General features: G+C 69.7%; 22 protein-coding genes and 1 pseudogene. 9 read left to right on the forward strand and 14 right to left on the reverse strand.

The window, feature by feature from the left end:
* Positions 1-25: 25 nt before the first annotated feature.
* Both ASG43_RS21080 and ASG43_RS21085 read left to right on the forward strand, forming a co-directional pair.
* A complete protein-coding gene (locus ASG43_RS21080) occupies positions 26-649 on the forward strand; it encodes a hypothetical protein (RefSeq protein ID WP_056509082.1) in 624 nt (207 codons plus the stop codon).
* Positions 646-1635, forward strand: coding sequence for a hypothetical protein (locus ASG43_RS21085; RefSeq protein ID WP_056509084.1), 990 nt, complete (start codon positions 646-648; stop codon positions 1633-1635). The genes ASG43_RS21080 and ASG43_RS21085 overlap by 4 nt, the downstream gene beginning before the upstream one ends.
* Here ASG43_RS21085 and ASG43_RS21090 read toward each other — a convergent pair.
* Both ASG43_RS21090 and ASG43_RS21095 read right to left on the reverse strand, forming a co-directional pair.
* The gene (locus tag ASG43_RS21090; protein WP_056509087.1) at positions 1623-2810 is read right to left on the reverse strand and encodes a glycosyltransferase family 4 protein; all 1188 of its coding nucleotides are present in this window, start codon (positions 2808-2810) and stop codon (positions 1623-1625) included. The two genes, ASG43_RS21085 and ASG43_RS21090, sit on opposite strands and share 13 nt — an antisense overlap.
* Positions 2810-3850 (reverse strand): glycosyltransferase family 4 protein, encoded by a 1041-nt coding sequence (locus ASG43_RS21095; RefSeq protein WP_056509290.1) that lies wholly within the window; start codon positions 3848-3850, stop codon positions 2810-2812. Before ASG43_RS21095 ends, ASG43_RS21090 begins: the two co-directional genes overlap by 1 nt.
* Before the next feature lie 87 nt (positions 3851-3937).
* Between ASG43_RS21095 and ASG43_RS21100 the strand changes: the two genes are divergently transcribed.
* Entirely contained in the window at positions 3938-6013 is a 2076-nt protein-coding gene (locus ASG43_RS21100) for an HAD-IIB family hydrolase (protein ID WP_056509294.1), read from the forward strand.
* 38 nt (positions 6014-6051) lie between these two features.
* A complete protein-coding gene (locus ASG43_RS21105) occupies positions 6052-6858 on the forward strand; it encodes a galactosyltransferase-related protein (protein ID WP_056509297.1) in 807 nt (268 codons plus the stop codon).
* A gap of 167 nt (positions 6859-7025) precedes the next feature.
* Here ASG43_RS21105 and ASG43_RS21110 read toward each other — a convergent pair whose 3' ends face one another.
* From ASG43_RS21110 to ASG43_RS21125, 4 genes are read right to left on the reverse strand one after another with little or no spacing between them, the layout of a single operon-like run.
* Complete coding sequence (locus tag ASG43_RS21110) at positions 7026-7868, reverse strand: N-acyl homoserine lactonase family protein (protein ID WP_056509091.1); 843 nt, start codon at positions 7866-7868, stop codon at positions 7026-7028.
* A 4-nt stretch (positions 7869-7872) separates the two neighbouring features.
* On the reverse strand, positions 7873-8868 hold the full coding sequence (locus ASG43_RS21115) for an ABC transporter permease (protein ID WP_056509094.1): 996 nt from the start codon (positions 8866-8868) through the stop codon (positions 7873-7875).
* Positions 8865-10439: a sugar ABC transporter ATP-binding protein gene (locus tag ASG43_RS21120; protein WP_056509097.1), complete on the reverse strand. Its 1575-nt coding sequence runs from the start codon at positions 10437-10439 to the stop codon at positions 8865-8867. Before ASG43_RS21120 ends, ASG43_RS21115 begins: the two co-directional genes overlap by 4 nt.
* Positions 10436-11392, reverse strand: coding sequence for a substrate-binding domain-containing protein (locus ASG43_RS21125; protein ID WP_056509104.1), 957 nt, complete (start codon positions 11390-11392; stop codon positions 10436-10438). Before ASG43_RS21125 ends, ASG43_RS21120 begins: the two co-directional genes overlap by 4 nt.
* Before the next feature lie 185 nt (positions 11393-11577).
* Between ASG43_RS21125 and ASG43_RS21130 the strand changes: the two genes are divergently transcribed.
* A complete protein-coding gene (locus ASG43_RS21130) occupies positions 11578-12591 on the forward strand; it encodes a LacI family DNA-binding transcriptional regulator (protein ID WP_056509107.1) in 1014 nt (337 codons plus the stop codon).
* An 82-nt stretch (positions 12592-12673) separates the two neighbouring features.
* On the opposite strand, the gene ASG43_RS21135 is transcribed toward ASG43_RS21130, so the two are convergent.
* The 7 genes from ASG43_RS21135 to ASG43_RS21165 all read right to left on the reverse strand — a co-directional run bounded on the left by ASG43_RS21135 (position 12674) and on the right by ASG43_RS21165 (position 21333).
* Entirely contained in the window at positions 12674-14107 is a 1434-nt protein-coding gene (locus tag ASG43_RS21135) for an NAD(P)(+) transhydrogenase (Re/Si-specific) subunit beta (protein ID WP_056509108.1), read from the reverse strand.
* 14 nt (positions 14108-14121) lie between these two features.
* The gene (locus tag ASG43_RS21140) at positions 14122-15690 is read right to left on the reverse strand and encodes a Re/Si-specific NAD(P)(+) transhydrogenase subunit alpha (protein WP_056509109.1); all 1569 of its coding nucleotides are present in this window, start codon (positions 15688-15690) and stop codon (positions 14122-14124) included.
* Between the two features lie 223 nt (positions 15691-15913).
* On the reverse strand, positions 15914-16558 hold the full coding sequence (locus tag ASG43_RS21145; protein ID WP_156386830.1) for an ATP-binding cassette domain-containing protein: 645 nt from the start codon (positions 16556-16558) through the stop codon (positions 15914-15916).
* Positions 16555-18285 carry an ABC transporter permease subunit gene (locus ASG43_RS21150; protein WP_056509300.1) on the reverse strand — a complete coding sequence of 577 codons (1731 nt, stop codon included), beginning with the start codon at positions 18283-18285 and terminating at the stop codon, positions 16555-16557. The genes ASG43_RS21145 and ASG43_RS21150 overlap by 4 nt, the downstream gene beginning before the upstream one ends.
* A gap of 20 nt (positions 18286-18305) precedes the next feature.
* The gene (locus ASG43_RS21155; protein ID WP_056509113.1) at positions 18306-19547 is read right to left on the reverse strand and encodes an ABC transporter substrate-binding protein; all 1242 of its coding nucleotides are present in this window, start codon (positions 19545-19547) and stop codon (positions 18306-18308) included.
* Complete coding sequence (locus tag ASG43_RS21160; RefSeq protein ID WP_056509114.1) at positions 19544-20728, reverse strand: FAD-dependent oxidoreductase; 1185 nt, start codon at positions 20726-20728, stop codon at positions 19544-19546. Before ASG43_RS21160 ends, ASG43_RS21155 begins: the two co-directional genes overlap by 4 nt.
* A gap of 11 nt (positions 20729-20739) precedes the next feature.
* On the reverse strand, positions 20740-21333 hold the full coding sequence (locus ASG43_RS21165) for a TetR/AcrR family transcriptional regulator (protein ID WP_056509117.1): 594 nt from the start codon (positions 21331-21333) through the stop codon (positions 20740-20742).
* A gap of 242 nt (positions 21334-21575) precedes the next feature.
* On the opposite strand from ASG43_RS21165, the gene ASG43_RS21170 reads away from it, so the two are divergent.
* From ASG43_RS21170 to ASG43_RS21185, 4 genes are all read left to right on the forward strand, one after another.
* Complete coding sequence (locus ASG43_RS21170; protein ID WP_056509122.1) at positions 21576-23024, forward strand: FAD-dependent oxidoreductase; 1449 nt, start codon at positions 21576-21578, stop codon at positions 23022-23024.
* A 52-nt stretch (positions 23025-23076) separates the two neighbouring features.
* Positions 23077-23901 carry a TVP38/TMEM64 family protein gene (locus tag ASG43_RS21175; RefSeq protein ID WP_056509125.1) on the forward strand — a complete coding sequence of 275 codons (825 nt, stop codon included), beginning with the start codon at positions 23077-23079 and terminating at the stop codon, positions 23899-23901.
* Positions 23902-23919: 18 nt separating this feature from the next.
* Entirely contained in the window at positions 23920-24531 is a 612-nt protein-coding gene (locus ASG43_RS21180; protein ID WP_056509127.1) for a CDP-alcohol phosphatidyltransferase family protein, read from the forward strand.
* 189 nt (positions 24532-24720) lie between these two features.
* Positions 24721-25830 carry an acyltransferase gene (locus ASG43_RS21185; protein ID WP_056509130.1) on the forward strand — a complete coding sequence of 370 codons (1110 nt, stop codon included), beginning with the start codon at positions 24721-24723 and terminating at the stop codon, positions 25828-25830.
* A gap of 59 nt (positions 25831-25889) precedes the next feature.
* Here ASG43_RS21185 and ASG43_RS21190 read toward each other — a convergent pair.
* Positions 25890-26250, reverse strand: a pseudogene (locus ASG43_RS21190) (methyl-accepting chemotaxis protein); the annotation flags it as partial.

Here is a 26250-nt window from a genome sequence, read left to right on the forward strand (position 1 = left end):
GGGAAAAGGGGGCGGAACGATCGCGATGAAGAGGGACATCGACCCGCAGCCGCGCAGCGTCGCCGTGGTCGGCAATGCGCCGGACATGACGGATCAGGGCGCGTGCATCGATGCGGCGGACTGGGTCGTTCGGTTCAACAACGCGGCCGGCTTCGGCGCCCGCGCGGGACGCCGCGTCACGCATCTCGCCCTCGTCAACCATGGCGGGCAGATGCGCGAATGGCTCGAGGATCCCGACTTCGTCCGGCGTCCCGTCGTGCGCGGTGCCGGGATCATCCTGTTTCCATTCCCGCGAAAGGACGGTCCTGCCGACGATCGGAACGAGGACGGGCGCGACTGGACGCGCCAGGCCGAGGTCCGGCTGGCCCCGCTGGGCGCCGAGATCGCGATGCTGCCGGACTGCGTGCATCGCGACGCCCGGACGATCCTCGGCGCCTCCTGCACCCCGGCCGCCGTGCCGAGCACGGGATTTCTCGTCACCCTCCATCTACTCGCGATTCTGTCGCGGAACGTCGCGATCGGCATTCACGGCTTCGGTTTCGAGGGCTGGGACGGGCATGGCTGGCAGGCCGAGCGGCGCTGGTTCGAGGCGATGCGAGGGGCCGGACGCCTCAACCTCCACGCGCTCGACGCGAACCTGGCGCCATGAGCGGTCCAAGCGCCGACCGCTGCCCGCTCTGTGCGGCGCGCGCGCTGGCGCCGACGGACCGGCATCTCGACTATCCGTCCGGCGGCAGCCGGAGCTTCGCGCTCGCCTGTTCGTTCTGCGGCCTGCTCCTGGCGGAGGGAGCGGAGCCGGAGGCGGTCCGCCTCGCGCTCAGCGCCGTCCTGGAAGGCCGGAGCTTCACGTCCGGGGAGACCGCGCCGTTCGGTCTCGACATCTACACGCTCCGCATCGCCGCGACGTCCCGCCGGCGCGGCGTCGAGCCGGCGGACGCGGTCCAGGCGCAGGCCTTGCGTCAGCCCCATTCGAACCTGGCCGCCGCCGCCGATCTCTTCGACCTCAGGCCGGCAGAGCCGCTCGTCTCGCTCGGCATCCTCTGCCGACGGGACGAGCTGGCCCGGGTCCTGTCGAGCCTCCCCGCCCATGCCGCCTGGACCGATGACGTCGCCATCCTCCTCGACGACACGCCGCTTGTCCCGGACGCCTTGACGGTCGCAGGCTTTCCCGATCGGGCCGTCCGCCTGGCGGCCCGTCCCCTGGGAGGCGACTTTGCCGGGCAGCGCAACGCCCTCCAGGCTCTGTCGCGCCAGGGTTGGATGCTGCAGCTCGACGCCGACGAGACACTGGCGCCGCAGACCGGCGCGCTGCTCGGCGCCCTCGTCCGCCAAGCCGAGCGCCAGGGCCTGCGCTCGATCGGCCTGCCCCGCCGCAACCTCGTGGACGGCGTCCTGTCCGACCTCCACCCGGACACGCAGTACCGCCTGAACCATCGCGGCATCCGCTATGTGGGCTGCGTCCACGAACGGCCGGATCGCCCGTGGCAGGACAGTTCCATCGCACTCCACGGCGCGATCGATCATCATCTCGGACGCGCCCATGTGGACGCGCGCTCGCATCGCTACGAAGCGATGGCGCCCGGAGGCGGGCGCCTGGAGGAGGCGCGACTGCTGCTCACGCCCTACCGCCGCTGAAAGCGTCGCATCGCCGCCGCATAGAGCGCTGCCGTCTCGGATCCGAGCGTCTCCCGCGTGAAGCGCCCGGCCGCGGCCTCGGCCTTTGCCCGCAGCCGCGCGCGCAGGTTCGCATCCGCGATCACAGGCCGCAGAGCGTCGGCCAGCGCCGGGCCCGTCGTGGCGCTCGCCATGGAACCGGCGCCGGTGTCGCCGACGAACTGCCGGGCGCTCGCATCCTCGTTCGAGGCGACGAGCGGCCGGCCATAGGCGATCGCCTCCTGGTAGACGAGGCCGAAGCTCTCGTAGCGCGACGGCGCGACCACGGCATGGGCGTCGGCATAGGCCTCCGCCAGCGCCGAGGGCGATAGCGTACCGAGCGGCTGGATGAACGAACGCGCGGTTTCGCCGATCCCGCCGGGCAAGGCTTCGGCCTCGACGCCGGCGAGGCGAAGCGCGAAGGGCGGCAGCGTGCCGGCCGCGACCTCGGCGGACAGGATCGCCGTCGCGTCCATCAGCGCGTCGAAGCCCTTGCGATGCTCCGCCCGCCCCACGAAGAGAAGGCGCAGCGGGCCGTCCTCTCCGGGATAGGCCGCTTGCGCGCCGCGCCGGATCGTCGCCGGGGCGAGGCTGAGGCCGATCACGGCATGGGGCCGGGCGCCGTCGGTCAGGCCGTACTCCGCCGAGATCCGCCGTGCATGTTCGGCGGTGTTGGAAATCAGCCCGTCGCTCGCGCGCGCCTGAAATCGTTCGAGCCGATCGGCGGTGGCGGCGTCGAGCCGGTCGCGCAGGCGCGTCGCGGGGTCGCGCGAAAAGGCGGCGGGCGTCGAATTGCGCGTGACGAGCGCCATCTCCGCGCGAAGGGCGAGGGCGGCGGCGGGCGCATACCAGTTCGTGGCCTCGACCACGTCGAAGGGACGCCTGCGATGCTCGGCGAGAACCGCGTTGCGGAACGCGATCGGCGCGGCGAGATGGCCCGCCGCGCCCCAGAGCCGCAGGGTTGCGAGACGCCCTCCCTCCGGCAGCGCGCAACCGACGACGGTGATCCCGCCTTCGCGCGAGGTGGCGTCCCGGCCGAGCGTGAAGACCGTGACCTCCGCGCCCGCGGCGGCGAGCCCTTCGGCGATTTCGCCGGCCGCCGTCGACAGGCCGCTCGGCCAGGGCGGATAGTCCCAGGTGATGAGGGCGGTGCGCATCAGGTCTCCATCAGCTGGGCGTAGAGCGCCACATAATCCGCGGCCATCCGCTGCGAGGTGAAGCGCTCCTCGAAGCGGCGGCGCACGCCCGCGCGGTCGATCGTGCCGATCTTCCCGAGCGCCTCCACCGCCTCCGCTTCCGAGCGGACGACGAAGCCGGTGATCCCGTCCTCCACCACCTCGCGCACCGAACCGCGATCCCAGGCGACGACGGGGGTCCCGCAGGCCATGGCCTCGATCATGACGAGGCCGAAGGGCTCGGGCCAGTCCACGGGGAAGAGCAGTGCCTCGGCGCTCCCCAGAAGCTCGCCCTTGGCGCGGTCGCCGACCGGGCCGACATAGACCGCCCGGTCCGACAGGAGCGGCCGGACGTGGCGCTCGAAATAGGTGGGGTTGCCGACATCCACCGTGCCGGCGAGGCGGATCGCCCGGCCGGCCGCCGCAGCCACGCGGATCGCGACGTCGGGCCGCTTCTGGTCGGTCATCCGTCCGACGAAGGCGAGATGCGAGCCCGGACCGGCCGAGAAGCCGTAGCGGTTCTTCTCGATCCCGTGGAGGACGGTGCCGGCAAGGTTCGAGGCGGGAAGCTCGGAGCCTTGCGAGGCCGAGATCGCCGCGACCGGCAGATCCGGAAAGGTCTGGAAGAACAGCTTGCGGTCGAGCTCGTCCACCCGCCAGTGGATCGTCGTCAGGCTGTGCCGGCGTCGCTCGCCGAGAAGCGCGGCGTGGAAGAATTCACCGTGGCAATGCACGATGTCGAACTGGTCCAGGCGCAGACGGAGATCCTCCATGCGCGCGGCTTCGAGCACGGCCGGAATCGACGGCGGCACGGTCCCGTAAGTCTGTTCCAAGCTAACCAAACTTGGAAGCAATCCAACGCGAGTCACATTGGTCGCACTGTCCGATGGTGCGAAGAGCGTTACGTGCACACCCATGTCTACGAGTGCGACGGAAAGGTCGTGAATGACTCTTTCGGTGCCGCCGTGATCTTGCGGAGGAACCGGAAAGATTGTCGGAGCGACCTGCGCGACGCGGAGAATACTGCCGTTCGGTGTCGAAAGACTATCGGGCACGGTTAGTCTCTCTGCCGAGACGAGGTCGCCGCTCGGCGTTGGTCAGGGATGTTCATGTTCGTGCTCCACATCGCCCTTCAGGGCTGCCTTCGGGCGAAAGACGTCGAATACGGCGTGACCGCCGATACCGGGGGACATATCCGCTACCTGCTCGATCTGGTCGAGGCTTCGGCGCGCGATGCGGCGACGAAACGCATCGTGATCGCGACGCGGCGCTTCCAGGGCCGGCTCGGGACGGACTATGCCGAGCCCTTCGAGCGCGTCGGCGACAAGGTCGAGATCGTGCGGCTCGACAGCCACTCGCACGCCTACCTCGAGAAGGAAGCGCTCCACGCCGAGGTGCCGAGCTTCGCCGAGGCCCTGATCCGCTTCATCGAAGGCGGGGGCGAGCGGCCGGACATCCTGCACGCGCACTATGCCGACGCCGCCAGCGTCGCGGCGATCGTGGAGGACCGGCTCGGGATTCCCTTCGTCTTCACCGCCCACTCGCTCGGCCGCGTCAAGGAAAAGGCGCTCGGTCCCGAGGCCGCCGCCATTCCGGGCCTCGCCCAGCGCATCGCGAGCGAGGAAACGGCTCTGTCGCGCGCGTCGCTCGTCATCGCCTCCTCGCGCGACGAGGCCGAGGTGCAGTGGGCCGGATACGAGGCCTACGAGCCGGGCCGCATCCGCATCCTGCCGCCCGGCAGCGACCTTGCACGCTTCTCCGGGGCCGCGACCTGCGCCGCCGTCGACGCCTCGATCGACCGGTTCCTCGCCGATCCCCGAAAGCCCGTCGTCCTCGCCATCGCGCGCCCCGTGCGCAAGAAGAACCTCGCCGCACTCGTGGAGGCCTTCGGACGCTCCGCCCGCCTGCGTGCGGCGGCCAATCTCGTGATCGTGGCGGGCACGCGGGACGACTATGCCGATCTCGACGGCGACATGTCCGAGACGATCGGGGACATCCTCCATCTCATCGACCGCTACGATCTCTACGGCTCCGTCGCCTATCCGAAAACCCACCGGCCGGACGACGTGCCGGCGATCTACGCCTATGCGCGCGAGCGGCGCGGCGTCTTTGTCAACACGGCGCTGAACGAGCCCTTCGGCCTGACGCTTCTCGAGGCCTCCGCCAGCGGCCTTCCGCTGGTGGCGACCGATTCCGGCGGGCCGAACGACATCGTGGAGCTCTGCGCGAACGGCATTCTCGTCGATCCCCGCTCGCTGGATGCGATCGCGGATGCGACGCTGCGCATCCTGGGCGATCCCGCTCTCTGGGACCGATACGCCAAGGCCGGCGCGAGGGCGGCGGAGGCCTACGACTGGACGCGCCATGCCGACCGCTACCATGGCCTGATCGACCGGCTGCTGCATCCCGTCGAGCCGGTCGCCGATCCGCTGCAACTCCTCGTCAGCGACATCGACAACACGCTGGTCGGATGCGTCGCATCGATCCGCGCCTTTTCCGAATGGCGCCACGAGCAGGAGCGTCTCGTGTTCGGCGTGGCGACCGGGCGCTCGTTCCACAGCGCGATGGCGATCCTGGAGCAGCACGACGCGCCGCGTCCGCAGGTGATGATCACCTCGGTCGGCTCGGAGATCTACCATCTCGACGAGAACGGCACGAGCTACAGCCAGGACCGCGCCTGGCGCGCCATCGTCTCGCGCAATTGGAATCGCGATGCCGCGCAGGCGGCGATCGCGAACGTTTCCGGGATCCTGCCGCAGGCGCCGCTCGAGCAGCGCTCGCACAAGCTGAGCTATTTCAGCGACGGAAGCCGCGACACCGTCGCGCGCGTGCGCGCCGCGCTGGAGAGCGCGGGCCTCTCCTGCTCGGTCATCCACAGCCACGGGCGCTATCTCGATATCCTGCCGCTGCGTGCCTCGAAGGGAACCGCGGTCGACTTCGTGCGACGCCGCTACGGCCTTGTCGAAGGAGCGGTCTTCGTGGCCGGCGATTCCGGCAACGACATCGAGATGCTGCGCACGATCCCGCAGGCGATCATCGTGGCGAACTTCTCCGACGATCTGGCGCGCCTGCCCGCGCTGTCGCATTCCTACGTCGCCCGCCGCACGCATGCGCTCGGCATCATCGAAGGCGTCCATCACTTCCGCGAGCGGGCGAGGGCGGCGTCGTGCAAGCCAGCGTCCTGACGCTCGTTCGCGGGCGGCGCGATCACCTCGTCCATCTCATGCAAGGCCTTGCCCGGCAAACCCGGCCGCCGGCGGAGTTGGTGATCGCCTGGATGCAGGACGCGCCCCACGCCGACCTGCCCGATCCCGGCTGTCCCGTCCGCCACATCCATGTTCCCGGCGACCCGATGCCGCTGGCCGCCGCCCGCAACCGCGCGGCCGAGGCGGCGGCGTGCGAGCTTCTGGTCTTTCTCGACGTCGACTGCATTCCGTCTCCCGGCTTGGTCGAAGCCTATGGGACCGCCGCCGCGGGCCGTGCCGGGCTCTTTCTCGGCGAGGTGCTCTATCTTCCGGACGGCGCGGTCGGCGATGGGCTCGACTTCGACCAGCTCGACGCGCTCGGGCGAACGCATCCGTCCAAGCCGCCCGTGCCGGCCGAAGGCATCCGGCGGGAGCCCGACCACGGCGAATGCTGGGGCCTGTCCTTCGCCCTTCCCAAGGAGCGCTATGCCGCGATCGGCGGCATGGACGAGGCCTTCACCGGCTATGGCGGGGAGGAAACGGACTTCGCCGTTCGTCTCGGGGCGTCCGGGCTCGATGTCTACTGGACGGCGAAGGCGCGGGCCTATCACCAGCATCATCCCGTTTCGGTGCCCCCGCTCCACCAGTTCGAATCGATCCTGCGCAACGCCGCCCGCTTCCGCGAACGCCATGGGCGATGGTGCATGGACTACTGGCTCGGCCAGTTTCGCGATGCCGGCCTGATTGCCTGGGATCTCGACGAGCCTCGCATCCGCGTCATCCGGCAACCGAGCGCGGCGGAGGTCGCAGCCTGTCGTCGGGGCGGCGAGACGATGTTCAGTTGAGCAACGTCACCCGCTTGCGGTCGGCACCGTGCGACGGGCCGGCCCCGAAACGTTCGCGTGGGTTCCACAGCATCGTCCCGACGATCGGAGAGGATCTTCGGAAAGACCGATGTTCAGAATCAGGGAGTTAGAGCGTCCTCCGTGCATCCGAGGGAACGCACGGCGCTCTAGGACGCCTTGACGATCCGGAAGCCGTCGATCTCCTCGACGACGGGCAGGTTCGGCCAGCGCTGCATGTCGTGCAGGATCACGAGGCGCGCGAGATCGCCGGCGATCTCGCGCTGGATGCGGTCGAAGGTCTTCAGCTGATCCCAGACGCTGCCGGTCGCATTGGCGAGCGGGACATAGACGCCGTCGTGGTTGTGGCCGCAGAGGTTGCGCTTGGAATAGACGCAGTCGCCGGAGATGACGAGCCGGCCGCGCTCCGTTTCCAGGATGACGAACTGCTGGCCCACCGTGTGGCCCGCGCCGAGCCGCAGGTGCAGGCCGGGCAGGAGATCGTCGACGTCGCCCTCCACGAGGTTGAGGCGGTGCTCGAGCGAAGCGTCGAAGGCGTTGCGCAGATCGTCGGGATTGATGATCTCGGTGAGGTAGCCGAACTGGCGGGGGAGGGCGAGCGCCTCGATCCAGGAGAGAAGCTCGATCTTCTGGATGTGAAGCCGCGCCTTCGGGAATTCATGGATCGAGCCCATGTGGTCGAAATGGGCGTGGCTGAGCACGATGTCGGTGACGTCGCCCGGCGCGACGCCGAGGGCCGCCAGCATGCGCAGGGGAGAGATCCAGAGCGGAACGCCGAACTTGACGCTCATCGCCTCGCCGCTGCCCTCCTTCATGAAACCCGTATCGACCAAAACGACGTGCGCGCCGCGCCGGGCCAGCACGAAGGAGAAGGGCACGTCGACCGTGCCCTCGTCATAGGCCCCATGCACCAGCCCGGCGACGAGCTGGTCCTTGGAGCGCGCGAACTCGATGACGTGGACGTCCCAGGCGGGTGTGGTCGAATCGGTCATGCCGTCAGCTTTCCGCGATCGAGCGACCGAGGCTGGAAAGGCCCACGGCGACGATGAGAATGGCCCCCTGGAGCACGTATTGCGAGAAGGTGGGGGCGCCGAAAATGTTCAGCCCGTTGAAGCCGAACGCGATGATCAGCGCGCCGATCAGCGTGCCGAGAATGTGGAACTCGCCGTCGCGCAGGGTTGCCGAGCCGAGGAAGACGGCGGCGAAGGCGGTGAGGAGATAGCTGTCGGCCGCGCTCGCCGTGCCGCTGCCGAGGCGCGACGCCAGAAGGATGCCCGTCAGCGCCGCGCAGGCGCCCGAGATCACGAAGCCGAGGATCTTGATCCGGTCGACGTCGATGCCCGCGAGCCGGGCGGCGGCCGGATTGCCGCCCACGGCCTGGATCTCCTGGCCGAGCGAGGTGCGCTCGACGAGAACCCAGAGCCCGCCGACCACCAGCGCCATGATGACGATGTTGTTGGGAATGCCGAACAGCCAGCGGCCGAGCGACAGCTGGAGGAAGGCCTCCGGCACTCCGGAGACGATCGGCACCCCGGCGGAATAGGCGAAGGCCAGTCCCGTCAGGATCGTTCCGACGCCCAGCGTCGCGATCACCGAATTGACCTTGATCTTCGTCACGATGAGCCCGTTGACGAGGCCGATCAAGGCCCCGGCCGCCAGCACGACGAGGATCGCGAGCGGGATCGGCAGTCCGTTCGAGACGATGAGGCCCGTCACCAGGATTCCGTGGAGGCTGGCGGCGAAGCCGACCGACAGGTCGAGTTCGCCGACCACCACGGCCAGGGTCAGTCCGGCGGCGATGATCATCGTCAGCGAGGCCTGGTTCAGGACGTTGGTGAAGTTGTTCAAGGTCGGGAAGGCCCGCGGCGACAGGATCGCGAAGGCGGCGATCATGGCGAGCAGCCCGATGATCGTTGCATAGCGGGCGAAGAGGCCGAGCGCCGTCTTGGCGCGTGGCGACAGGCGTCGATGGGGGGCCGCGGCGGCGGTCATGGCGTCGGATCTCCGGCATGGGCGGGTTCGGCGAAGCTCGCCGCGATGATGGCGCTGCGGGTCAGGAGGGAGCCGGTCAGTTCCCGGACGATGCGCCCCTCCGCCATGACGAGCACCCGGTCGCAGAGGTCCGGCAGTTCGTCCGGCTCCGACGAGATCACCAGAACGGCCATGCCCTGGCGGGCCAGGTTGCGGATGAGACGGTGGATCTCGCCGCGGGCGCCGATGTCGACGCCGCGTGTCGGCTCGTCGAGGATCAGGACCTTGGGCGCGCGCAGCAGCCAGCGGCCGATCACGACCTTCTGCTGGTTTCCGCCGCTGAGGCGCCCGACGGGCGTTTCGGGATCGGGGGTCTTGATGGCGAGATCGCGGATCATTTCCCGCGACAGGGCCGTTCGCCGGGCCGGGCTGATGAAGGGCAGGGCGGGACCGGCCACGATTCGCGAGAGGCTGGAGAGGTGGAGGTTGAAGGCGACGCTCTTGGAAAGGACGAGCCCCTCGCTGCGGCGCTCCTCCGGCACGAGACCGAGCCCCGCCTTCACGGCGTCCGTCGGCCGGCGCGGGGCGAAGGCCTGTCCCAGAAGCCGCATCGTGCCGCCATCCGGCCGGTCTGCGCCGTAGACGAGCCGGGCGAGTTCGGTTCGGCCGGCGCCGACGAGGCCGCCGATCCCGAGGACCTCGCCCCGGTGCAGCTCGAAGCCGACGCCCTTCACGCGCGGCAGGCGCGTGAGGTCCGATACGGCGAGGACGACCTCGTTGCGCCGCGCGTCGCCGGCGGACCGCGGCAGGGATTCGACCGCGCCGCCGACGATGGCCTCGACGAGAGCGGGACGCGTCAGGCGGTCGCCCTCGATCGTCGCGATCGAGCGTCCGTCCCGAAAGGCCGTGACGCGATGGCAAAGGCGCAGGATCTCGTCGAGGCGATGCGACACATAGAGGACCGCGACGCCGGAGCGCGACAGATCCTCCACGATGCGCAGCAAGGCCTCGGCCTCCGTCGCCGAGAGGGAAGCGGTCGGCTCGTCCATGACGATCAGCCGTGCCTGGCGCACCAGGGCGCGGCAGATGTTGATCAGCCACTTCTCCGCGACGGACAATCCCTTCACGCTCGAAAGGAGCGGCGCCGTCAGTCCGACGCGCCGCGCCACCGGCTCGACCTCGCGCGCGATCGATCGCCACTCGACGATGCCCCATCGCTGCCGCTTGAGCAGGCCGAGCATGATGTTCTGGAGAACCGTCATGCCCGGCACGAAGGCGAGCTCCTGATGGATGAAGTTCATGCCGAGATCCGCGGCACGCTGCGGCGCCGATAGGATCGTCGTGCGGCCGTCGACGACAAGATGACCGGAATCGGGCTGCGTCAGGCCGGCCATGATGCGGATCAGCGTCGATTTTCCCGCGCCGTTCGCGCCGACGAGGCCATGGACCTCGCCCGGCCGGATCGACAGCGAAACGCCCTTCAGCGCCCGGACGCCGCCATAGGACTTGGCGACGTCCTCGGCGACGACGAAGGGTTCGAGGCCGGACAAGGGCGCGCCGGCGGTCGCTCGGGGCGCCGTCTGGAGACTCACTTCCCCAGCGCCTCGGGATGCTGCTTGACGAAGTCCGCGACCGTTTCTTGCGTCACGAGGATCGCCGGAACCTCGACCGCCTTCGGCGTCCAGTCCGCGCCGGCCGTCTTGATCTCGTCCAGCATCTCCACCATGCGCTGACCTTCGGCGTAGCTGTCCTCCCAGGCCGTCGCGGTCATGTGGCCGTTCTGAATGTTCTCGATCGCCTGGGCGTTGCCGTTCACGCCGTAGACCTTCACGTCGTCGCGGCCCTGCTGGCGCAAGGCGCCGATGGCGCCGATGGCCGGGTCGTCCCAGCAACCCCAGATCGCCAGATTGCCCTCGCCGGCTGGATGGGACGCGAGCCAGGCATTGGCATATTGCGCGCCGTCCTCGAAATAGCCGGGAATCCGGACCTCGTTCTTGGTGACGGTGATGCCGGGATTCTTGGCCAGCATCTCGTCGAGCAGGACCTCTCGGTTCCGGCAGACCTCGCCGGTGCGATAGGTGAGTGCCAGGACGCTTCCTGCGCCGCCGAGATCGGCGATCATCGTTTCGATCACCGGCTGCGCGATCGGAGCGCCCGACCCGTTGGTGGCGGCGACGGAGCTGCCGATGCCCCCGCCCCAGGTCACCACCGGGATGCCTGCATCCTTGGCGGCGGCAAGGCCCGCGCCGATCGAGGAATACGGAAACACCATGTCGATGATGGCGCCCGCCCCGCGTCCGGCGAAGTTCTGGATCGCGGAATTGGCCTGATCGGCGCTGCCCGCCGCATCGATCACCGAAACGGTCCAGCCGGCCTTCTCGGCGGCCGCCGTCGCACCCGCGATGTAGCGGACGTTGTTGGCCTCCGTCGCGGAGATCGAGACGATCCCGAGAAGCGGCTTGTCCTGCGCGGCGGCCGGCGACAGGGCCGGCCACCACGAAGCGGCCAAGCCTGCTGCCAGGACGGCGAACTGAGATGCGTTCATTCGATCCTCCCGCGGTGTTCGTTCGTCCCGCCACCCTCCCGGCGAACAGGACCTAACCGTTTCGCTAGGTTTCCCGATCGAACGCAATTTTGCAAGCCCGGATGATCGAAATGCCTCGCTGCAACGGCTGGACTTCAAGCGGCACATTCGGAATGATCGGCGAAACGTTTAGCTAAGAGGTTCGCTTGGTCACGATCCGCGATGTCGCAAAAGCCGCTGGCGTGTCGACGGCGACCGTCTCGGCCGTCGTGAACGACACGGCCTATGTCAGCCCGCCGCTGCGGGCCCGGATCCTCGCGGCGATCGGCGATCTCGATTATGCGCCCTCGTCGGCCGCACGCAATCTGAAGCGGGGACGCAGCCAGTTGATCGCGCTGGCCGTCTCCGACCTCAGCAATCCCTTCTTCGCCCGGATCGTCTGCGCGGCCGAAGCGGCGGTGGCGGATTGGGGCTATTCGCTCGTGCTCTTCAACAGCGACGAGAAGCCGGAGAACGAACGGCGGATCCTGTCGCGGGTCCGGACCCTGTCCTGCGACGGCCTCGTTCTCGTGCCGATCGACGCGAGCGGTCGCCTGGAGGCGCGCGAGGGGGAGGGGGGCGGGATCCCGACCGTGCTGTTCGGCCGCGTGGTGGAAAGCCATCGCTGCGACACGGTGACGATCGACAACGTCTCGGCCGGGCGGCAGGTGACCAATTATCTGCTGGATCTCGGCCATCGGCGAATCGCCTCGATCACCGGACCCCTGCACCTGACGACCGGCCGCGGCCGGCTCGACGGAATGCTCGAGGCGATGGCCGCGCGCGGCCTCGAGCCGGAACCGGGACATATCCGCAACGGCTCGTTCCGCGAGGATGTGGCCTATTCCGTCGCCCGCGAGCTTCTGGCGTCGTCCCGCCGCCCGAGCGCCATCTACGTCGCCAATGGCGTCATGGCGCTCGGCGTCATGCGCGCGCTCGCCGATCTCGGCCTGTCCTGTCCCGGCGACGTGTCCATCGCCTCGACGGACACGATCCCGGGAATCGGAGGCTTGCGCCCCCGCCTGACGCGAACCGAACATCCGATCGCCGACATGACGAACGAAGCGCTCCGATTGCTCGTCGACCGGATCGAACACGGTCCCGACGGCGAGCCCCGCAACGTCGTCTTCCAACCCGCCCTCATCCTCGGCGAAAGCTGCGGGCCGGTGCCCGCGCCGTGACGAGAGGGTCCGGCGCGGCCGGGAACGCCGCGCTGCGGGCGGCGGCGGTCCCGGCGCGTGACGCTTCGGCCGGGGCCGTCCGTCAGAACGCCTTCAGGATCTGATCGATCGAGGCCTTGGCGTCGCCATAGAGCATGCGTGTGTTCTCCTTGAAGAAGAGCGGGTTCTCGATGCCGGAATAGCCGGTGCCCTGGCCGCGCTTGGACACGAAGACCTGCTTGGCCTTCCACACCTCGATCACCGGCATGCCGGCGATCGGCGAGTTCGGGTCTTCCTGCGCGGCCGGATTGACGATGTCGTTGGAGCCGACCACGATCGCGACGTCCGTCGTCGGCAGGTCCTCGTTGATCTCGTCCATTTCGAGGACGATGTCGTAGGGAACCTTGGCTTCGGCGAGGAGCACGTTCATGTGGCCGGGCAGTCGGCCCGCGACGGGATGAATGGCGAAGCGTACCGTCTTGCCCCTGGCGCGCAGGCGCTTGGTCAGCTCCGAGATCGAGCCTTGGGCCTGCGCCACCGCCATGCCGTAGCCCGGCACGATGACGATCGTGTCGGCATCCTCCAGCGCCTGCGCGACGCCTTCGACGTCGATCGCGACCTGCTCGCCCGTGATTTCGGCCGCGGGACCCGTCGTGCCGCCCCAGCCACCAAGGATGACCGAGACGAAGTTCCGGTTCATCGCCTTGCACATGATGTAGGAGAGAATGGCGCCGGACGAGCCGACCAGCGCGCCTGTGACGATCAGGAGATCGTTCGACAAAGTGAAGCCGATCGCCGCCGCCGCCCAGCCGGAATAGCTGTTCAGCATGGACACGACGACGGGCATGTCCGCCCCGCCGATCGCCATGATGAGATGCCAGCCCAGCGCGCCCGCCAGGATCGCGACGAGGATCAGCGTCCAGAGGCCCGCCCCGTTTAAATAGGCGATGCCGAGGATCAGCGCGACGACGAGGCCCGCGAGATTGATCGCGTGCCGGTTCGGCAGGACCAGCGGCTTCGACCCCATGCGGCCGGAGAGCTTGCCATAGGCGACGACCGAGCCGGTGAAGGTGACCGCGCCGATGAAGACGCCGAGGAAGACCTCGACGCGCATGATCGAGAGCTCCACGGGAAGCTTGTGCGCGAGCGTCGCGGCGAAGCCGGTCAGCGTCTCGCCCGCGCCGGACGCGAGAGCCGCCGCCGCCCTGCCGGCCTCGATGTCGGCGTTGAAGCCGATGAAGATCGCGGCGAGGCCGACGAAGGAATGGAGCGCGGCGACGAGCTCCGGCATCTGGGTCATCTGCACGCGACCGGCGAGCCAGCCGCCGGCGAAGGCGCCGAGGACGATCATCGGCACGATCAGCCAATGCGCGCCGACGCCGGGCGCCCCGATGGTCGCGACGACCGCGAGCGCCATGCCGGCGATTCCGTACCAGACGGCGCGCTTGGCGCTTTCCTGGTTGGACAGCCCGCCGAGCGACAGAATGAAGAGGATGGCCGCGACGATATACGCCGCGCTGACGAGACCTTGGCTCATGATGGTGATCCCGCTCAGCTCTTCTGGAACATCTTCAGCATCCGGCGAGTGACCATGAAGCCGCCGAAGATGTTGACCGATGCGATGAGGATGGACAGCGCGCCGAGCACCGCGACGACCCCGCTGGAGGACCCGACCTGCAGCAGCGCGCCGAGGATGATGATCGAGGAGACCGCGTTGGTCACCGCCATCAGCGGCGTGTGCAGCGAATGGGAGACGTTCCAGATGACGTGGTAGCCGACGAAGCAGGAGAGCGCGAAGACCACGAGGTGCTGCAGGAAGCTCGGCGGGGCGACGAGGCCGAGGAGGAGAAGCAGCAACGCGCCGCCGACGAGCAGCTGGACCTGCTTCAACCCGGCCTTGCGCGCGGCGAGCATCTCGCGCGCCGCCTTCTGCTCGTGCGTCTCCTCGACGACCTTCTTCACCGGCTGCCGGGCGATGGCGGCGATCTTCGGGGGCGGCGGCGGGAAGGTGATCGCGCCCTCGTGCGTCGCGGTCGCGCCGCGGATGACGTCGTCCTCCATGTTCACGACCACGACGCCGTCCTTCTTCGGCGTCAGGTCGTCCATCATGTGGCGGATGTTCGTCGCATAGAGCGTCGAGGCCTGGGTCGCCATGCGGCTCGGATAGTCGGTATAGCCGATGACTTTGACGCCGTTCGGCGTCTCGATCGCCTCGTCCGGCACGGTGAGGTCGCAATTGCCGCCGCGCTCGGCGGCGAGGTCGACGACGACCGAGCCCGGCTTCATCCGGGCGACCATGTCGGCCAGCCAGAGCTTGGGGGCGTCTCGGCCGGGGATCAACGCCGTCGTGACGACGATGTCGACCTCGGCCGCCTGCGCACGGAAGAGTTCGAGCTGCTTCTCGCGGAATTCCGGGCTCGACGGGGCGGCATAGCCGCCCGTCGCCGCGCCGTCGGCCGTGTCGGCGAAGTCGAGGAACAGGAACTCGGCGCCCATGGACTGGATCTGCTCGGCGACCTCGGGCCTGACGTCGAAGGCGCGCACGATGGCGCCGAGCGAGTGGGCCGCGCCGATGGCCGCAAGACCCGCGACGCCCGCGCCGATGACGAGGACCTTGGCGGGGGGCACCTTGCCGGCCGCCGTGATCTGGCCGGTGAAGAAGCGGCCGAAATGTTGGCCGGCCTCGATCACGGCGCGGTAACCCGCGATGTTCGCCATCGAGGAGAGGGCGTCCATCTTCTGCGCGCGGCTGATGCGCGGCACCATGTCCATCGCGATGGCCGTGACGCCGCGGTCCTTGAGGCTGGCGAGAAGCTCGGGGCTCTGCGCGGGATAGAGGAAGGAGATCAGCACCTGGCCGGCGCGCGTCTGCTCGACCTCGGAGGGCTCGGGCGGCCGGACCTTCGCCACGACGTCGGCCTCGCGCCAGAGCGCCTGCGCATCGGGCACGACCCGCGCGCCCGCCTGCGCGTAAGACGCATCGGAGAAGCGCGCGGCGTCGCCGGCTCCGGCTTCCACCAGGCATTCGTAGCCGAGCTTCTGAAGCCGCCCGACGCTTTCGGGCGTCAGCGCGACGCGCTTCTCGCCCGCGCGGACCTCCTTCGGCACACCGAATCTCATGAACGTTCCCTCAATTGGTCCGGCCCGTTTCGGGCTTGTTCTTGTCGTCCCCGTCGCAGCCCGGATCATGGGCGGGCCCCGCCGCGCCCGGCGGCCGCGAGACCGGCGCGAACGCAACGGGCGTCGCGGTCCCGACGGGTGCGCCGGTGTTGATGCATTCTTCCGGTGCCGCGCGCAAGCGTCGCACCGGTCCTCGCGCGGGGCCGGTCTCCCCGTCGGCCGATCAGCCGCCGATCTCGACGACCTCGCCGCCCGGCGGCACGTCCTGCGCGTCGTGGGTGACGAGAAGAGCCGGAATGTGCCGGGCCGCGATCTCGCGGAACACCAGCGCCCGGATGTCCGGACGCAGGTCGGCGTCGAGGCGCGAGAAGGGCTCGTCGAGCAGGAGCAGTTTCGGCTCGCTGAGGAGCGTGCGGGCAAGCGAGACCCGCGCCGCCTGTCCGCCGGACAAGGTGGAGGGCGAGCGGTCGAAATGGCCGGCGAGACCGACCTCGGCCAGCATCGCCTCGGCCTGGGCGCGCCGGGACCTGCGCCCTTTGCGCGTGGGGGGAATGGCGAAGGTGAGGTTCCGTCCGGCGCTCATGTGCGGGAACAGGAGCGCGTCCTGGAACATCAGGCCGACGCCGCGCTCCTCGGGCGCGAGGGCGAGGAGATCCCGTCCGTCCAGGATCGCGCGACCCGACGCCTTGAAGGTCGGGTCGAGGAAGCCCGCGAGGAGGGCGAAGAGGGTCGACTTGCCGGAGCCGGAGGGGCCGCGGATGGTGAGGACTCGGCCGGGCCGGATCGTCGCGTCGACGTCGAGAAGCCTGCGCTCGCCGAGCGAGATGCGCACGGCGTGGAGCCGGAGGCCCGCATCGTCCGGGGTCATCGCCATGCCGGCCTCCCGCGCCCGCCGCCGCGGGCGACCAGGGGAACGGCGGCCGACAGCGCGAAGACGATCGTCGGCAGAAGCGTCTGGAGCAGCGCATAGGTGCCGACGATGCGCGGATTGCCGCCGGAGGAGAGCGCGACGGCTTCCGTCGTGATCGTCGGCAGACGCCCCGCGCCGATGAGGACGGTCGGAAGATATTGGCCGACGGAAACGGAGAAGCCGATGGCGAAGGCGGTGGCGATCGCCGCCGCGAGCATCGGCAGGCGGATGCGCAGGAGCGAGCGGGACCGCGACGTGCCGAGGCTCGCCGCGACGCGCTCGTAGCGCGGATCGAGCGCAAACCAGGGCGCGGCCAGCGCGAGCGTCACGTAGGGCGCGACGAAGACGAGATGGACCGCGACGAGGAGCGAAATGGAGGGTTCGGCGCCGAGGGACAGGACGAGAATCTGGAGCCCGAAGAGAAAGGCCACCTGCGGCACGACGAGCGGCAGGTAGAGAAGTCCGGCCAGGGCGCGGGGCAGACGGACGGGCTCGCCCGGCCGGCTCCTGCGATGCGATTCGAGGAGGACGACGATGAGGAGGAGGGCGATGGCCGAGGACAGGGCTGCGACCGTCAGCGTGGTCGCCATCGGTCCGGCCGCGCTGGCGACGGCGCGTCGCCAGGTCGTCGCCGAAAAGGAGGCGGGCATCAGGTCCGGAAACGACCAGAGCCCCGCGACCGACCACAGCGCGAGAACGGCGAGGCCGGCGAGCACCGTCGCGACGGGAAGCGCGACGAGCCCTGCCGCGAGGGCGCGGACCGCCCCGTCCGACCGCCAGCGCCGACCGCGATTCGCGATGTCCGCGAGGATCGCGCCCGCCAGACGCTCGACCGCGAGCCAGACCAGAATGACGGCGAGCGTCACGCAAAGCTGGAGGATCGCGCCGGCGGACGCGAGAAAGCGCCGCGAGAGGTCGGGGTCCGACATCCAGCCGACGAGGCGCACGGCGAGCGTCGGGGGCAGGGACGGGCCGAGGATCAGCGCGACGTCGACGACCGAGGAACCGTAGGCCGCCACCGCGAGGACGGGCAGCCGGATCTGCCGGTAGACGCCCGGCCAGACGCAGAGGAGAAAGCCGGCGACGCGCCCGTAGCCGAGGGATCGCGCCACGATCAGCCGGCGTCCGAGATCCACCTGCGGCAGCGCGGCGATGGCGACGAGGAGGAGGAAGGGCGCCTCCTTCGCGACGAGGCCGGCCATCAGCGCCAGCGCGTAGGGATCGCCGACGATCAGAAGATCGGGCGGACGATCGAGGCCGAGAGGACCGGCGACCGCGCGAAAGAGGAACCCGGAGGGCGCGATCAGGACGGCGAGGCCGAAGGCCGCCGCCGCATGCGGTACGGAAAGGACGGGCGACAGGAGACGGCGCACCAGCGCGAAGGTCCGCCCGCCGGAAAAGGCGGCGAGAAACAGCGCGGCCATGGCGACGGAGAGGAGCGTCGTCGCCAGCCCCGTCGCGAAGGACAGGGTGGCCGAGCGCGCAAGGCCCGGCTCGGCGAAGAGGGTGCGGAAGGGCGCCGTCGTCAGCGTCTCTCCGCCGAGTGCGGGCATGTAGCCGAAGGCGGGGAGGACGACGCCGAGAAGGCCCGCCGCGACGGGCGCGGCGAGGAGCAGCGTGACGCCCACCGCGAGCGGCCCGGTCCGTCCCGGCCGCGCCGCCGGTCCGGCGGGCCGGGACCGCATGTCCCGCCCGGCCGCGGAGCTCACCGCCCCGTGCCGTAGCGCTTCGTCCATTCCGCTTCGAGCCGCGTCATCCAGCTCGGATGCGGCTCGGGGAGCACGGGGCCGAGCTCGGAGGCCCGGAGCGTCGCCGGGCCGAGGTCGAGCGCCGCGAAGGCGGCGCGATCGGCGTCGGAGAGCTTGGCCATGTCGAGCACGGTCGGATCGCCCCAATGCGCCGGGTCCTCCTTGCGAAGCTGCGCCTCGGGCGAGAGGAGGAAGTCCGCGACGACCTTCGCCGCCGCCTTCGAGCCCGAATTGAAGGGGATCGCCACGTAATGCGTGTTGCCGAGCGTGCCGCCGGGCAAGGTGAAGGAGCGGACCGTTTCCGGCAGTTCGCCGGCCGCGATCGCCGCCGAGGCCTCGCCGGGATTGAAGGCGAAGACGATGTCGAGCTCGCCGTCGGCCAGAAGCTGCTTCATCGCGGGGTAGTTGGCGGGGAAGTCGCGGCCTGCGCGCCAGAGGAGTGGGTTCAGCGCGTCGAAATAGGCCCAGAGCGGCGCGGTGACCGCGGCGAAACTCGCCTCGTCCACGGGACGGTCGAGCACATCGCGGTCGGCAACCTGTTCCAGGAGAACCTGCTTCAGGAAGGACGAGCCGACGAAGTCCGGTGGCGCGGGATAGGAGAAGCGCCCGGGATGGGCTTTCGCGTAGGTGAGGAGGTCGGCGGTCGAGCGCGGCAGGCTCGTGGCATCGGTGCGTGCGGAATCGTGGAAGAAGACGAGCTTGGCACGTCCCCAGGGCGATTCCTGCCCGTCGATCGGCAGCGTGAAGTCCGTCGAGGCACCGGGATTGGCGGTGTCGACGAAGCGCCAGTTCGGAAGGTCCGTCGAGAAGCCTTGCGACAGAAGGCCCTGTTCCTTGAGCGAGGCGAAGTTCTCGCCGTTGATCCAGACGAGATCGACCGACCCGTCGTCGAGGCGGCCGGCCGCCTTCTCCGCCACGATGGCCGAAACGGCCGTCGCGGTGTCCTCGAGCTTCACGTGGTTCAGCGTGATGCCGTAGCGTTCCCTCACGATGCCGCCGGCCCAGGCGATGAAGTCGTTGATGTTGGGAGAGCCGCCCCAGGCGTTGAACTGAACCTCCTGGCCTTTCGCCGCATCGAGGGTCGCCCGCCAGTCCGGCGAGGTGGCTTCGACCGCCCACGCGCGATGGGTGACCAGCCCCGCCGTCGCCGGCGCCAGTGCCAGCAGAACGGCGAGGGCGAGATGGTTCGTTCGTTTCATGGGCGGATGCCTCCTGATGATCCGGACCGCGGCACGGTTCGGTAGCGCGCGACGAAGCGCCTGTCGCTCCAACCTTTCCAGCGGGCGACCCATTCACCGCGAGCGGCGAGGCCCCACTTGTCGGCGATCGCGCGGCCGTCCGCGAGCGAGATCAGCGCAAGCCAGTGCTTCTGCGGCCGAAAGGCGCGGAGCGGTCGGCCGAGAGCGGCCTGCCGGAGATTGTGGTGGAGCACCGGTCCCTCGCGCACCGCGAAGACGCCGGATTTCGGTCGGGGATCGGACAGGGACGCGATGTCGCCCGCCGCGAAGACCTGCCCGTGCGACGGCGAGCGCAGGAAGCGGTCGACGCGCACGAAGCCGTGGCTGTCGAGGGCCAGGCCGCTTTTGAGAAGCCAATCCGGCGCGGCGCTGGAGGTCGTCCAGACGACCTCGTCGACATCGAGGCACCTTCCGTCGCTCGCCCGGAGCGTGCCGTTCTGGAAGGCGACGGCGTCGAAGCCCCCGACCACCGAAATGCCGGCCCTGTCGAGATCCTCGGCGACCAGCCGCCGCGAGCGCGCGCCGCGCGTTGCCATGACGCCGTCCGAGCGGCCGACGAGCAGGATCTCGACGCCGCGACGTCCATCCCCGCGCCCGAGCCGGCGCCCGAACCGGCGACGCAGCGCGAAGGCGATCTCGACGCCCGCCACCCCCTGGCCGACCACGGCGAGACGGACGAAGCCATCGGCGTCGCGGACGCGGGCGTCCAAGGTGGCGAGGCGCTCGGTGAAGGTCGAGATCGGCTTGACGGCGATGCCGTCCCGGAAGCCGGCCGGAAGCGAGGGGCGCGAGCCGATGTCGAGCGAGAGAATGTCGTAGTCGCGAACCGATCCGTCGGCGAAGGCGACCCGCCGCGCCGCCGCGTCGAGGCCCGTCGCCGCGCCGAGGCGAAAGGCGACGCCGGACGCCGCGCAGAGCGCTTCGAGATCGATGTGAAGATCGTCGAACCCGTATTCGCCGGCGACGAAGCCGGGCAGCATTCCGGAATAGGGTGTCCGCCGGGCCGGCGAGACGAGGAGAGGCTCGCCGTGCCGCTCGCGCGCAAGGCCGAAGCGCCGGATCACCTCGACATGCGCGTGGCCGCCGCCGAGGAGGAGCAGGCGCGGCGCGGCCTGCCTCGCGCCGGATCGACGTTCGGGCATCGACGTCGCGCTCACGCGGCGGCCGGCATGGGTGTCAGGCTGGCGATCTGGCTGTCGGCGAGCCTGCGCAAGGCGGCCGTCCCGGCGCCGGTGCGCGACATCACGCGGATGGCGACGATGGTGCCGAGGATCGCCTGCGCCAGAACGGGCGCGTCCAGCCGACGGGAAATGGCTCCCTCGGCCTGTCCCCGCAGGACCGCGCGATGCAGCGCGTCCTCCACCTCGCGCAGTCCGGCGCAGACGTCGGCCCCGAGCTCGGCATCATGCGCGGCGACCTCGGCCGCCGAATTGACGAGGAGACAGCCGTCCCGGCTGCCGGCCGAGGCCTCCACGATCGCATCGAGCAGGGCGACGATCGCCGCATGGGCCGAGGGACCCTCGTCCAGGAGCGCCACGCGCCGACGGCTCGAACGGTCGAGATAGCGCTGGAGGGAGCGCCGAAACAGCGCGCGCTTGTCGCCGAACGCGTTGTAGAGGCTCGCCGTACTCAGCCCCGTGGCGCGTTCGAGGTCGCGGATCGAGGTCGCGGCGTAGCCGTTGGACCAGAAAAGCTGCACGGCGCGGTCGAGCACGTCGGTCTCGTCGAAGCGTCGTCTGCGTCCCATTTTGCGAGGTCCCGCGTCGATCACTACGGCGACATGGCGCCGTCTCCCGCTTGTCATTCTAGATCGACCGATCCAAAATCTAGATCGACCGATCCAGAATCCAAGGCCGGTCGATCGCCGGCCGTTCATCGACGAAGCTCGACGGCACCGCCTTGGCCGGCCGCCGGTCCCTTCCCGCGCCGGGTTGGCCGGCCACCGCCTTTTGATGCGACGGCGCCGGATGTTGCAGCTAGGAAGCGGGGATGGGACATCTCATCGAATGCGACGTCTGCGTCGTGGGTGCGGGATCGGGCGGGCTCTCGGTCGCCGCGGGAACGGCGCAGCTCGGGCTGCGGACGGTTCTGATCGAAGCCGGCCGAATGGGCGGCGACTGCCTGAACACGGGCTGCATTCCCTCCAAATCCCTTCTGGCCGCGGCCAAGCTGATCCACGCCCATCGTCATCCCACGCTCGCCGGCGTGCCGCCGCATGCGTTCGCCACGGACCGCGCCGCCGTCGACGCGCATGTGCGCGGCGTCATCGACACCATCGCGCCCCATGATTCGGTGGAGCGCTTCGAGGGCCTCGGCGTCCGAGTGATCCGCGGTCATGCGAGCTTTCTCGACGCGCGGACGCTGACGGTCGCCGGCGAGACGATCCGCGCGCGCGACGTGGTTCTCGCCGTTGGATCGCGCGCCGCCATTCCGCCCATTCCCGGCCTCGATCCGGCGCGCGTCCTCACCAACGAGAGCCTGTTCGACATCGGAACCGTGCCGCGCCATCTCGTCATCGTCGGCGGCGGGCCGATCGGCGTCGAGATGGCGCAGGCCCATCGACGCCTCGGTTCGCGCGTCACGATCGTCGCGCGCGGCCGGATCCTGCCCAAGGACGAGCCCGAGCTCGTCGAGGTCGTGCGCCGCAGCCTCGTCGCGGAGGGCATCGACCTTTGGGAGACGGCGGACGTGCGCTCCGTGCGTCACGGGATCGCGACGCCGGAGGGCGAGGGTCACAGGGTGGAGATCGCCGGCGCCGACGGTGACCGGAGCCTCGACGCCTCCCACATCCTCGTCGCGGCGGGCCGCGCCGTGAACGTCGAGGGTCTGGCGCTGGAGCGGGCGGGGGTGGAGGTCACGCCGGACGGGATCCGGACGGACCGGCGCCTGCGGACCACGAACCGCCGCGTCCATGCCGTGGGCGACTGCGCGGGTGGGCCGCAGTTCACCCATGTCGCCGGCTATCATGCCGGCATCGTCATCCGAAATCTCGCATTCCGGCTTCCGGCCAGGATCGACGATCGCGCCCTGCCCTGGGTGACCTACACCGATCCGGAACTGGCCCATGTCGGCCTGACGCTCGCTGCCGCGAAAGCGCGCCACGGCGACGGCGTGCGCAGCCTCGTGAAGACCATGGAGGGTCTCGACCGGGCCGTCGCGGAAGGGCGCCGGGAGGGGCTCTTGAAGCTCGTCGCGCATCCGAACGGCCGCATCCTCGGCTGCTCGATCGTGGCGCCCGGTGCGGGCGAGATGATCGGCCTCTGGTGCCTCGCCGTCGCCAAGGGGCTGAAGCTCCGCGACGTCGCGTCCCTCGTCCTGCCCTATCCGACCTTGTCCGAAATCTCGAAACAGGCGGCGGGCGAATGGTTTCGGCCCTCGCTCTTCAGCGACCGGACGCGTCGCCTCGTCTCGATCCTGCACAAGCTTCCGAGCTGGTAGCGGATGACAGCGCGGGGCACCGCCTGCGGCTCGTCCATCGAAAGGCACCGTCATGACCCCGCGCGGGTGGATCCTCCTCCTCGTTCTCGCCGCGCTCACGATCGGGGCCTATGCCCTCGGCGTGACCGATCTTCTCAGCATCGAGGCGGTGAAGGCCCGCCGGGGCGAATTGCTGGCCCTCGTCGCGAGCCATCCGCTTTCCTCGGGCGCCGTCTTTCTCGTCGTCTATGCCGCCGTCGTCGCCCTGTCCCTGCCAGCCGCCTCGGTGATGACGCTGCTCGGCGGATTCCTGTTCGGAACGCTCGTCGGCGGCATCCTGGCCGTCGTCGCCGCCACGAGCGGGGCGATCGTTCTCTTTCTGGTGGCGAGGTCTTCGCTCGGCGGGCCCCTGCGCCAGCGTGCGGGGCCGCTCGCGGAACGCGTGGCGGGGAAGTTTCGCGACAACGCCTTCGAGTATCTGCTGTTCATGCGCATCGTGCCGCTGTTCCCGTTCTTCGCGGTGAACATCGTGCCCGCGCTGCTCGGCGTTGGACTGCGGACCTTCGCCCTCGCGACCCTTCTCGGTATCCTCCCGGGAACCTTCATCTATGCCCATCTCGGCCGTGAACTCGGAGCGATCGCCAGCTTGTCGGACCTCGTGTCGGCCAACGTGCTCTTCGCCCTGACCCTGCTCGGCCTCGTCGCTCTCCTGCCCGCCGCCTATCGCCTGTGGAAGTCGCGGCGCTCCGGCCCCGCCGCGCTGGTCGCGATCCTCTGCGTCGCGGTGCCGGCGGCCGGCGGTGGAGCCGGCGCGGGCCGGGCGCTCGCGGCCGATCTGGCGCAAGTCATGGCGAAGGGCGGGTTCGCCGCCCTCGGCCCGTCGCCGGACGACCGCTGACCGGAGCGCCGCACCCCCATGTTCGACCATCGCATCGTGCCGCTCCAGAACCGCATCCTCATGCCCGTCGCGCGAAGGCTCGCCGGGCAGGGCGTGCAGGCCGACACCCTGTCCTGGACCGGCTTCTCGTTCGGCGTCCTCGCTGCTCTCCTCATTTCCGCGCAATGGTACGGGGTGGCCATCGCGGCCATCGCAGCCAACCGGCTCTTGGACGGGCTCGACGGCAGCGTCGCGCGAATCGCGGGGCCGACGGACCGGGGCGCCTTTCTCGACATCTCCCTGGACTTCGTCGTCTATGCGCTCGTCCCGCTCGGTTTCGCCTTCGCCGATCCCGCGGCGAACGCCTTGGCCTGCGCCGTCCTCATCGCGAGCTTCGTCGGGACGGGCAGCAGCTTCCTCGCCTTCTCCCTGCTGGCGGAGCGTCGGGGCCTGCGATCGGCCGCGTTCCCATCGAAGGGCATCTACTATGTCGGGGCGCTCGCCGAAGGCGCGGAGACGATCGCGGTCTTCCTCGCCATGTGCCTCTTTCCCGGACATGTCGCCGGGATCGCCTATGGTTTCGCCGCCATCTGTGCCGTCACCACCGCGCTGCGTTGGCGGCATGCGCATGCCGCGCTCGCGGGATCCTGAAGCGCGGCGTCGCAGACAGTCAGTATTCAGAAGAAAAAGTCCCGATGAAATCACGAGGATAGAGACGACCGGGGATTTTGACTGAGGAGAATTCCGCCGACGGGAAGAGATGGCATGAGATCGTCTCGACGTCGTCACCTTTCCGCAACGTCATTCTGGTCATGTTGCTCCGGAGATCGAGGAGCTGGCATGAGCAACACGGGTTCACGCGACATCCGCCTCGACGGCTTGCGGGGTCTGGCGACGCTGGCCGTCGTCGTTTCGCATTTCGTGGCGGAAGTGCCGTCGGGTCTCGTCGCCTTCGCTGTCGGACATATCGCCGTCACCGTCTTCTTCGTCCTCAGCGGCTTCCTGATCGGACGCCTCGTGCTGGACCGCGGCGACGACGCCAACTTCTTCCAGGTCTTCTACGGGCGACGATTCCTGCGCACCGTCCCGTCCTATGCGGTCGTCCTGATGGCGATCCTGTCGGCGGGCGCCCTCGGCGGCGGGCTCGACACGGGCACCGGGACGATTCCGCCCTGGACCTATGCCACCTTCACCCAGAACATTGCGATGGGATGGTTCGGGACCATCGGCAACGAATGGCTCGCTCCGACCTGGGCCCTGGCCGTCGAGGAGCAGTTCTACCTCGTCGCACCCCTGGCGATCGTCGTCCTGCCACGCCGGACCTTGCCGACGGCCGTCGTCGCGGTCATCGTCGCGGCGATCGGCTACCGGTGGATGCAGAACGCGATGGGGGCGGATTATCTGCGCTACATGGGATCGCTGCTCGCCAATGCCGACCAGATCGCCCTCGGAGTGGGGGCTGCGGTTCTGCTCGATCGACGGCCGCTCGCACGGTTCGACCGCGTCCTGGAAGTGCTGCCGCTGCTCTGCCTCCTCGCCGTCGCCGCCGGCTCGCTCGTCCTCTCGAGGGAGGTTCTGACGACGGTTCCGCTTCGCGCCCTGCTCGGCCTCGCCGCCGCCGCCTTCATTCTGCGGCTGGCGGTCCATCCGACCTGCTCGAGCTGGCTGGCGAACCGGGTCCTTCTGTCTGCCGGCCGGCACTCCTACAGCATCTACCTCGTCCACATGGGCGTCGCCGGCTTGGTGCATGCCCTCGTGACGGGCTCGAGCCCCGACATCGGCTCACCCGCCGCCTGGCTCGCGACCGCGCTGAGCTTCGGAGCGACGGCCGGCGCGGCCGTCGCCCTGACGACCTGGATCGAGGATCCCTGCACGTCCCTCGGCCGTCGCCTGCGCTGGTCGTCCGCGCGGCGCGGGCCTGCTCCGGCGCCCGGGTTTCTCCGGAGCTGACGGGCCTGCCCAGGCGCCGAGGAAACGGGCGCCGGAACCCGTCCCGACGCCCGCAACGATCAGAACTCGGCCCAGTCCTCCGCCGCCACCGAGGCGGCCGGCTTCGGCGCGGCGCCACCGGAGCCCGTGCTGCGCATCTGCGCGACCGGGCGATGCGCGCCGCTCGAAGCGGCGCGTCGGGGCGCAGAGCGTGCGGGAGATGCGGCGGTCTTGGCGGAACCGCTCGTGCGGAAGCCGTCGACGAGGCTGGCGAGCTGTTCGGTCTCGTTGGATAGGGTCTGCGCGGCGGCGGTGGTTTCCTCGACCATGGCGGCGTTCTGCTGGGTGACCTTGTCCATGTTGTCGGCGGCCATGGAGACCTCCTTCAGGCTCAGCGACTGCTCGCGGGCGGCCTGGGCCATGTCGGTGATGATCTGGGTG

The sequence above is a fragment of the Aureimonas sp. Leaf454 genome, from assembly GCF_001424685.1.
Classification (GTDB): domain Bacteria; phylum Pseudomonadota; class Alphaproteobacteria; order Rhizobiales; family Rhizobiaceae; genus Plantimonas.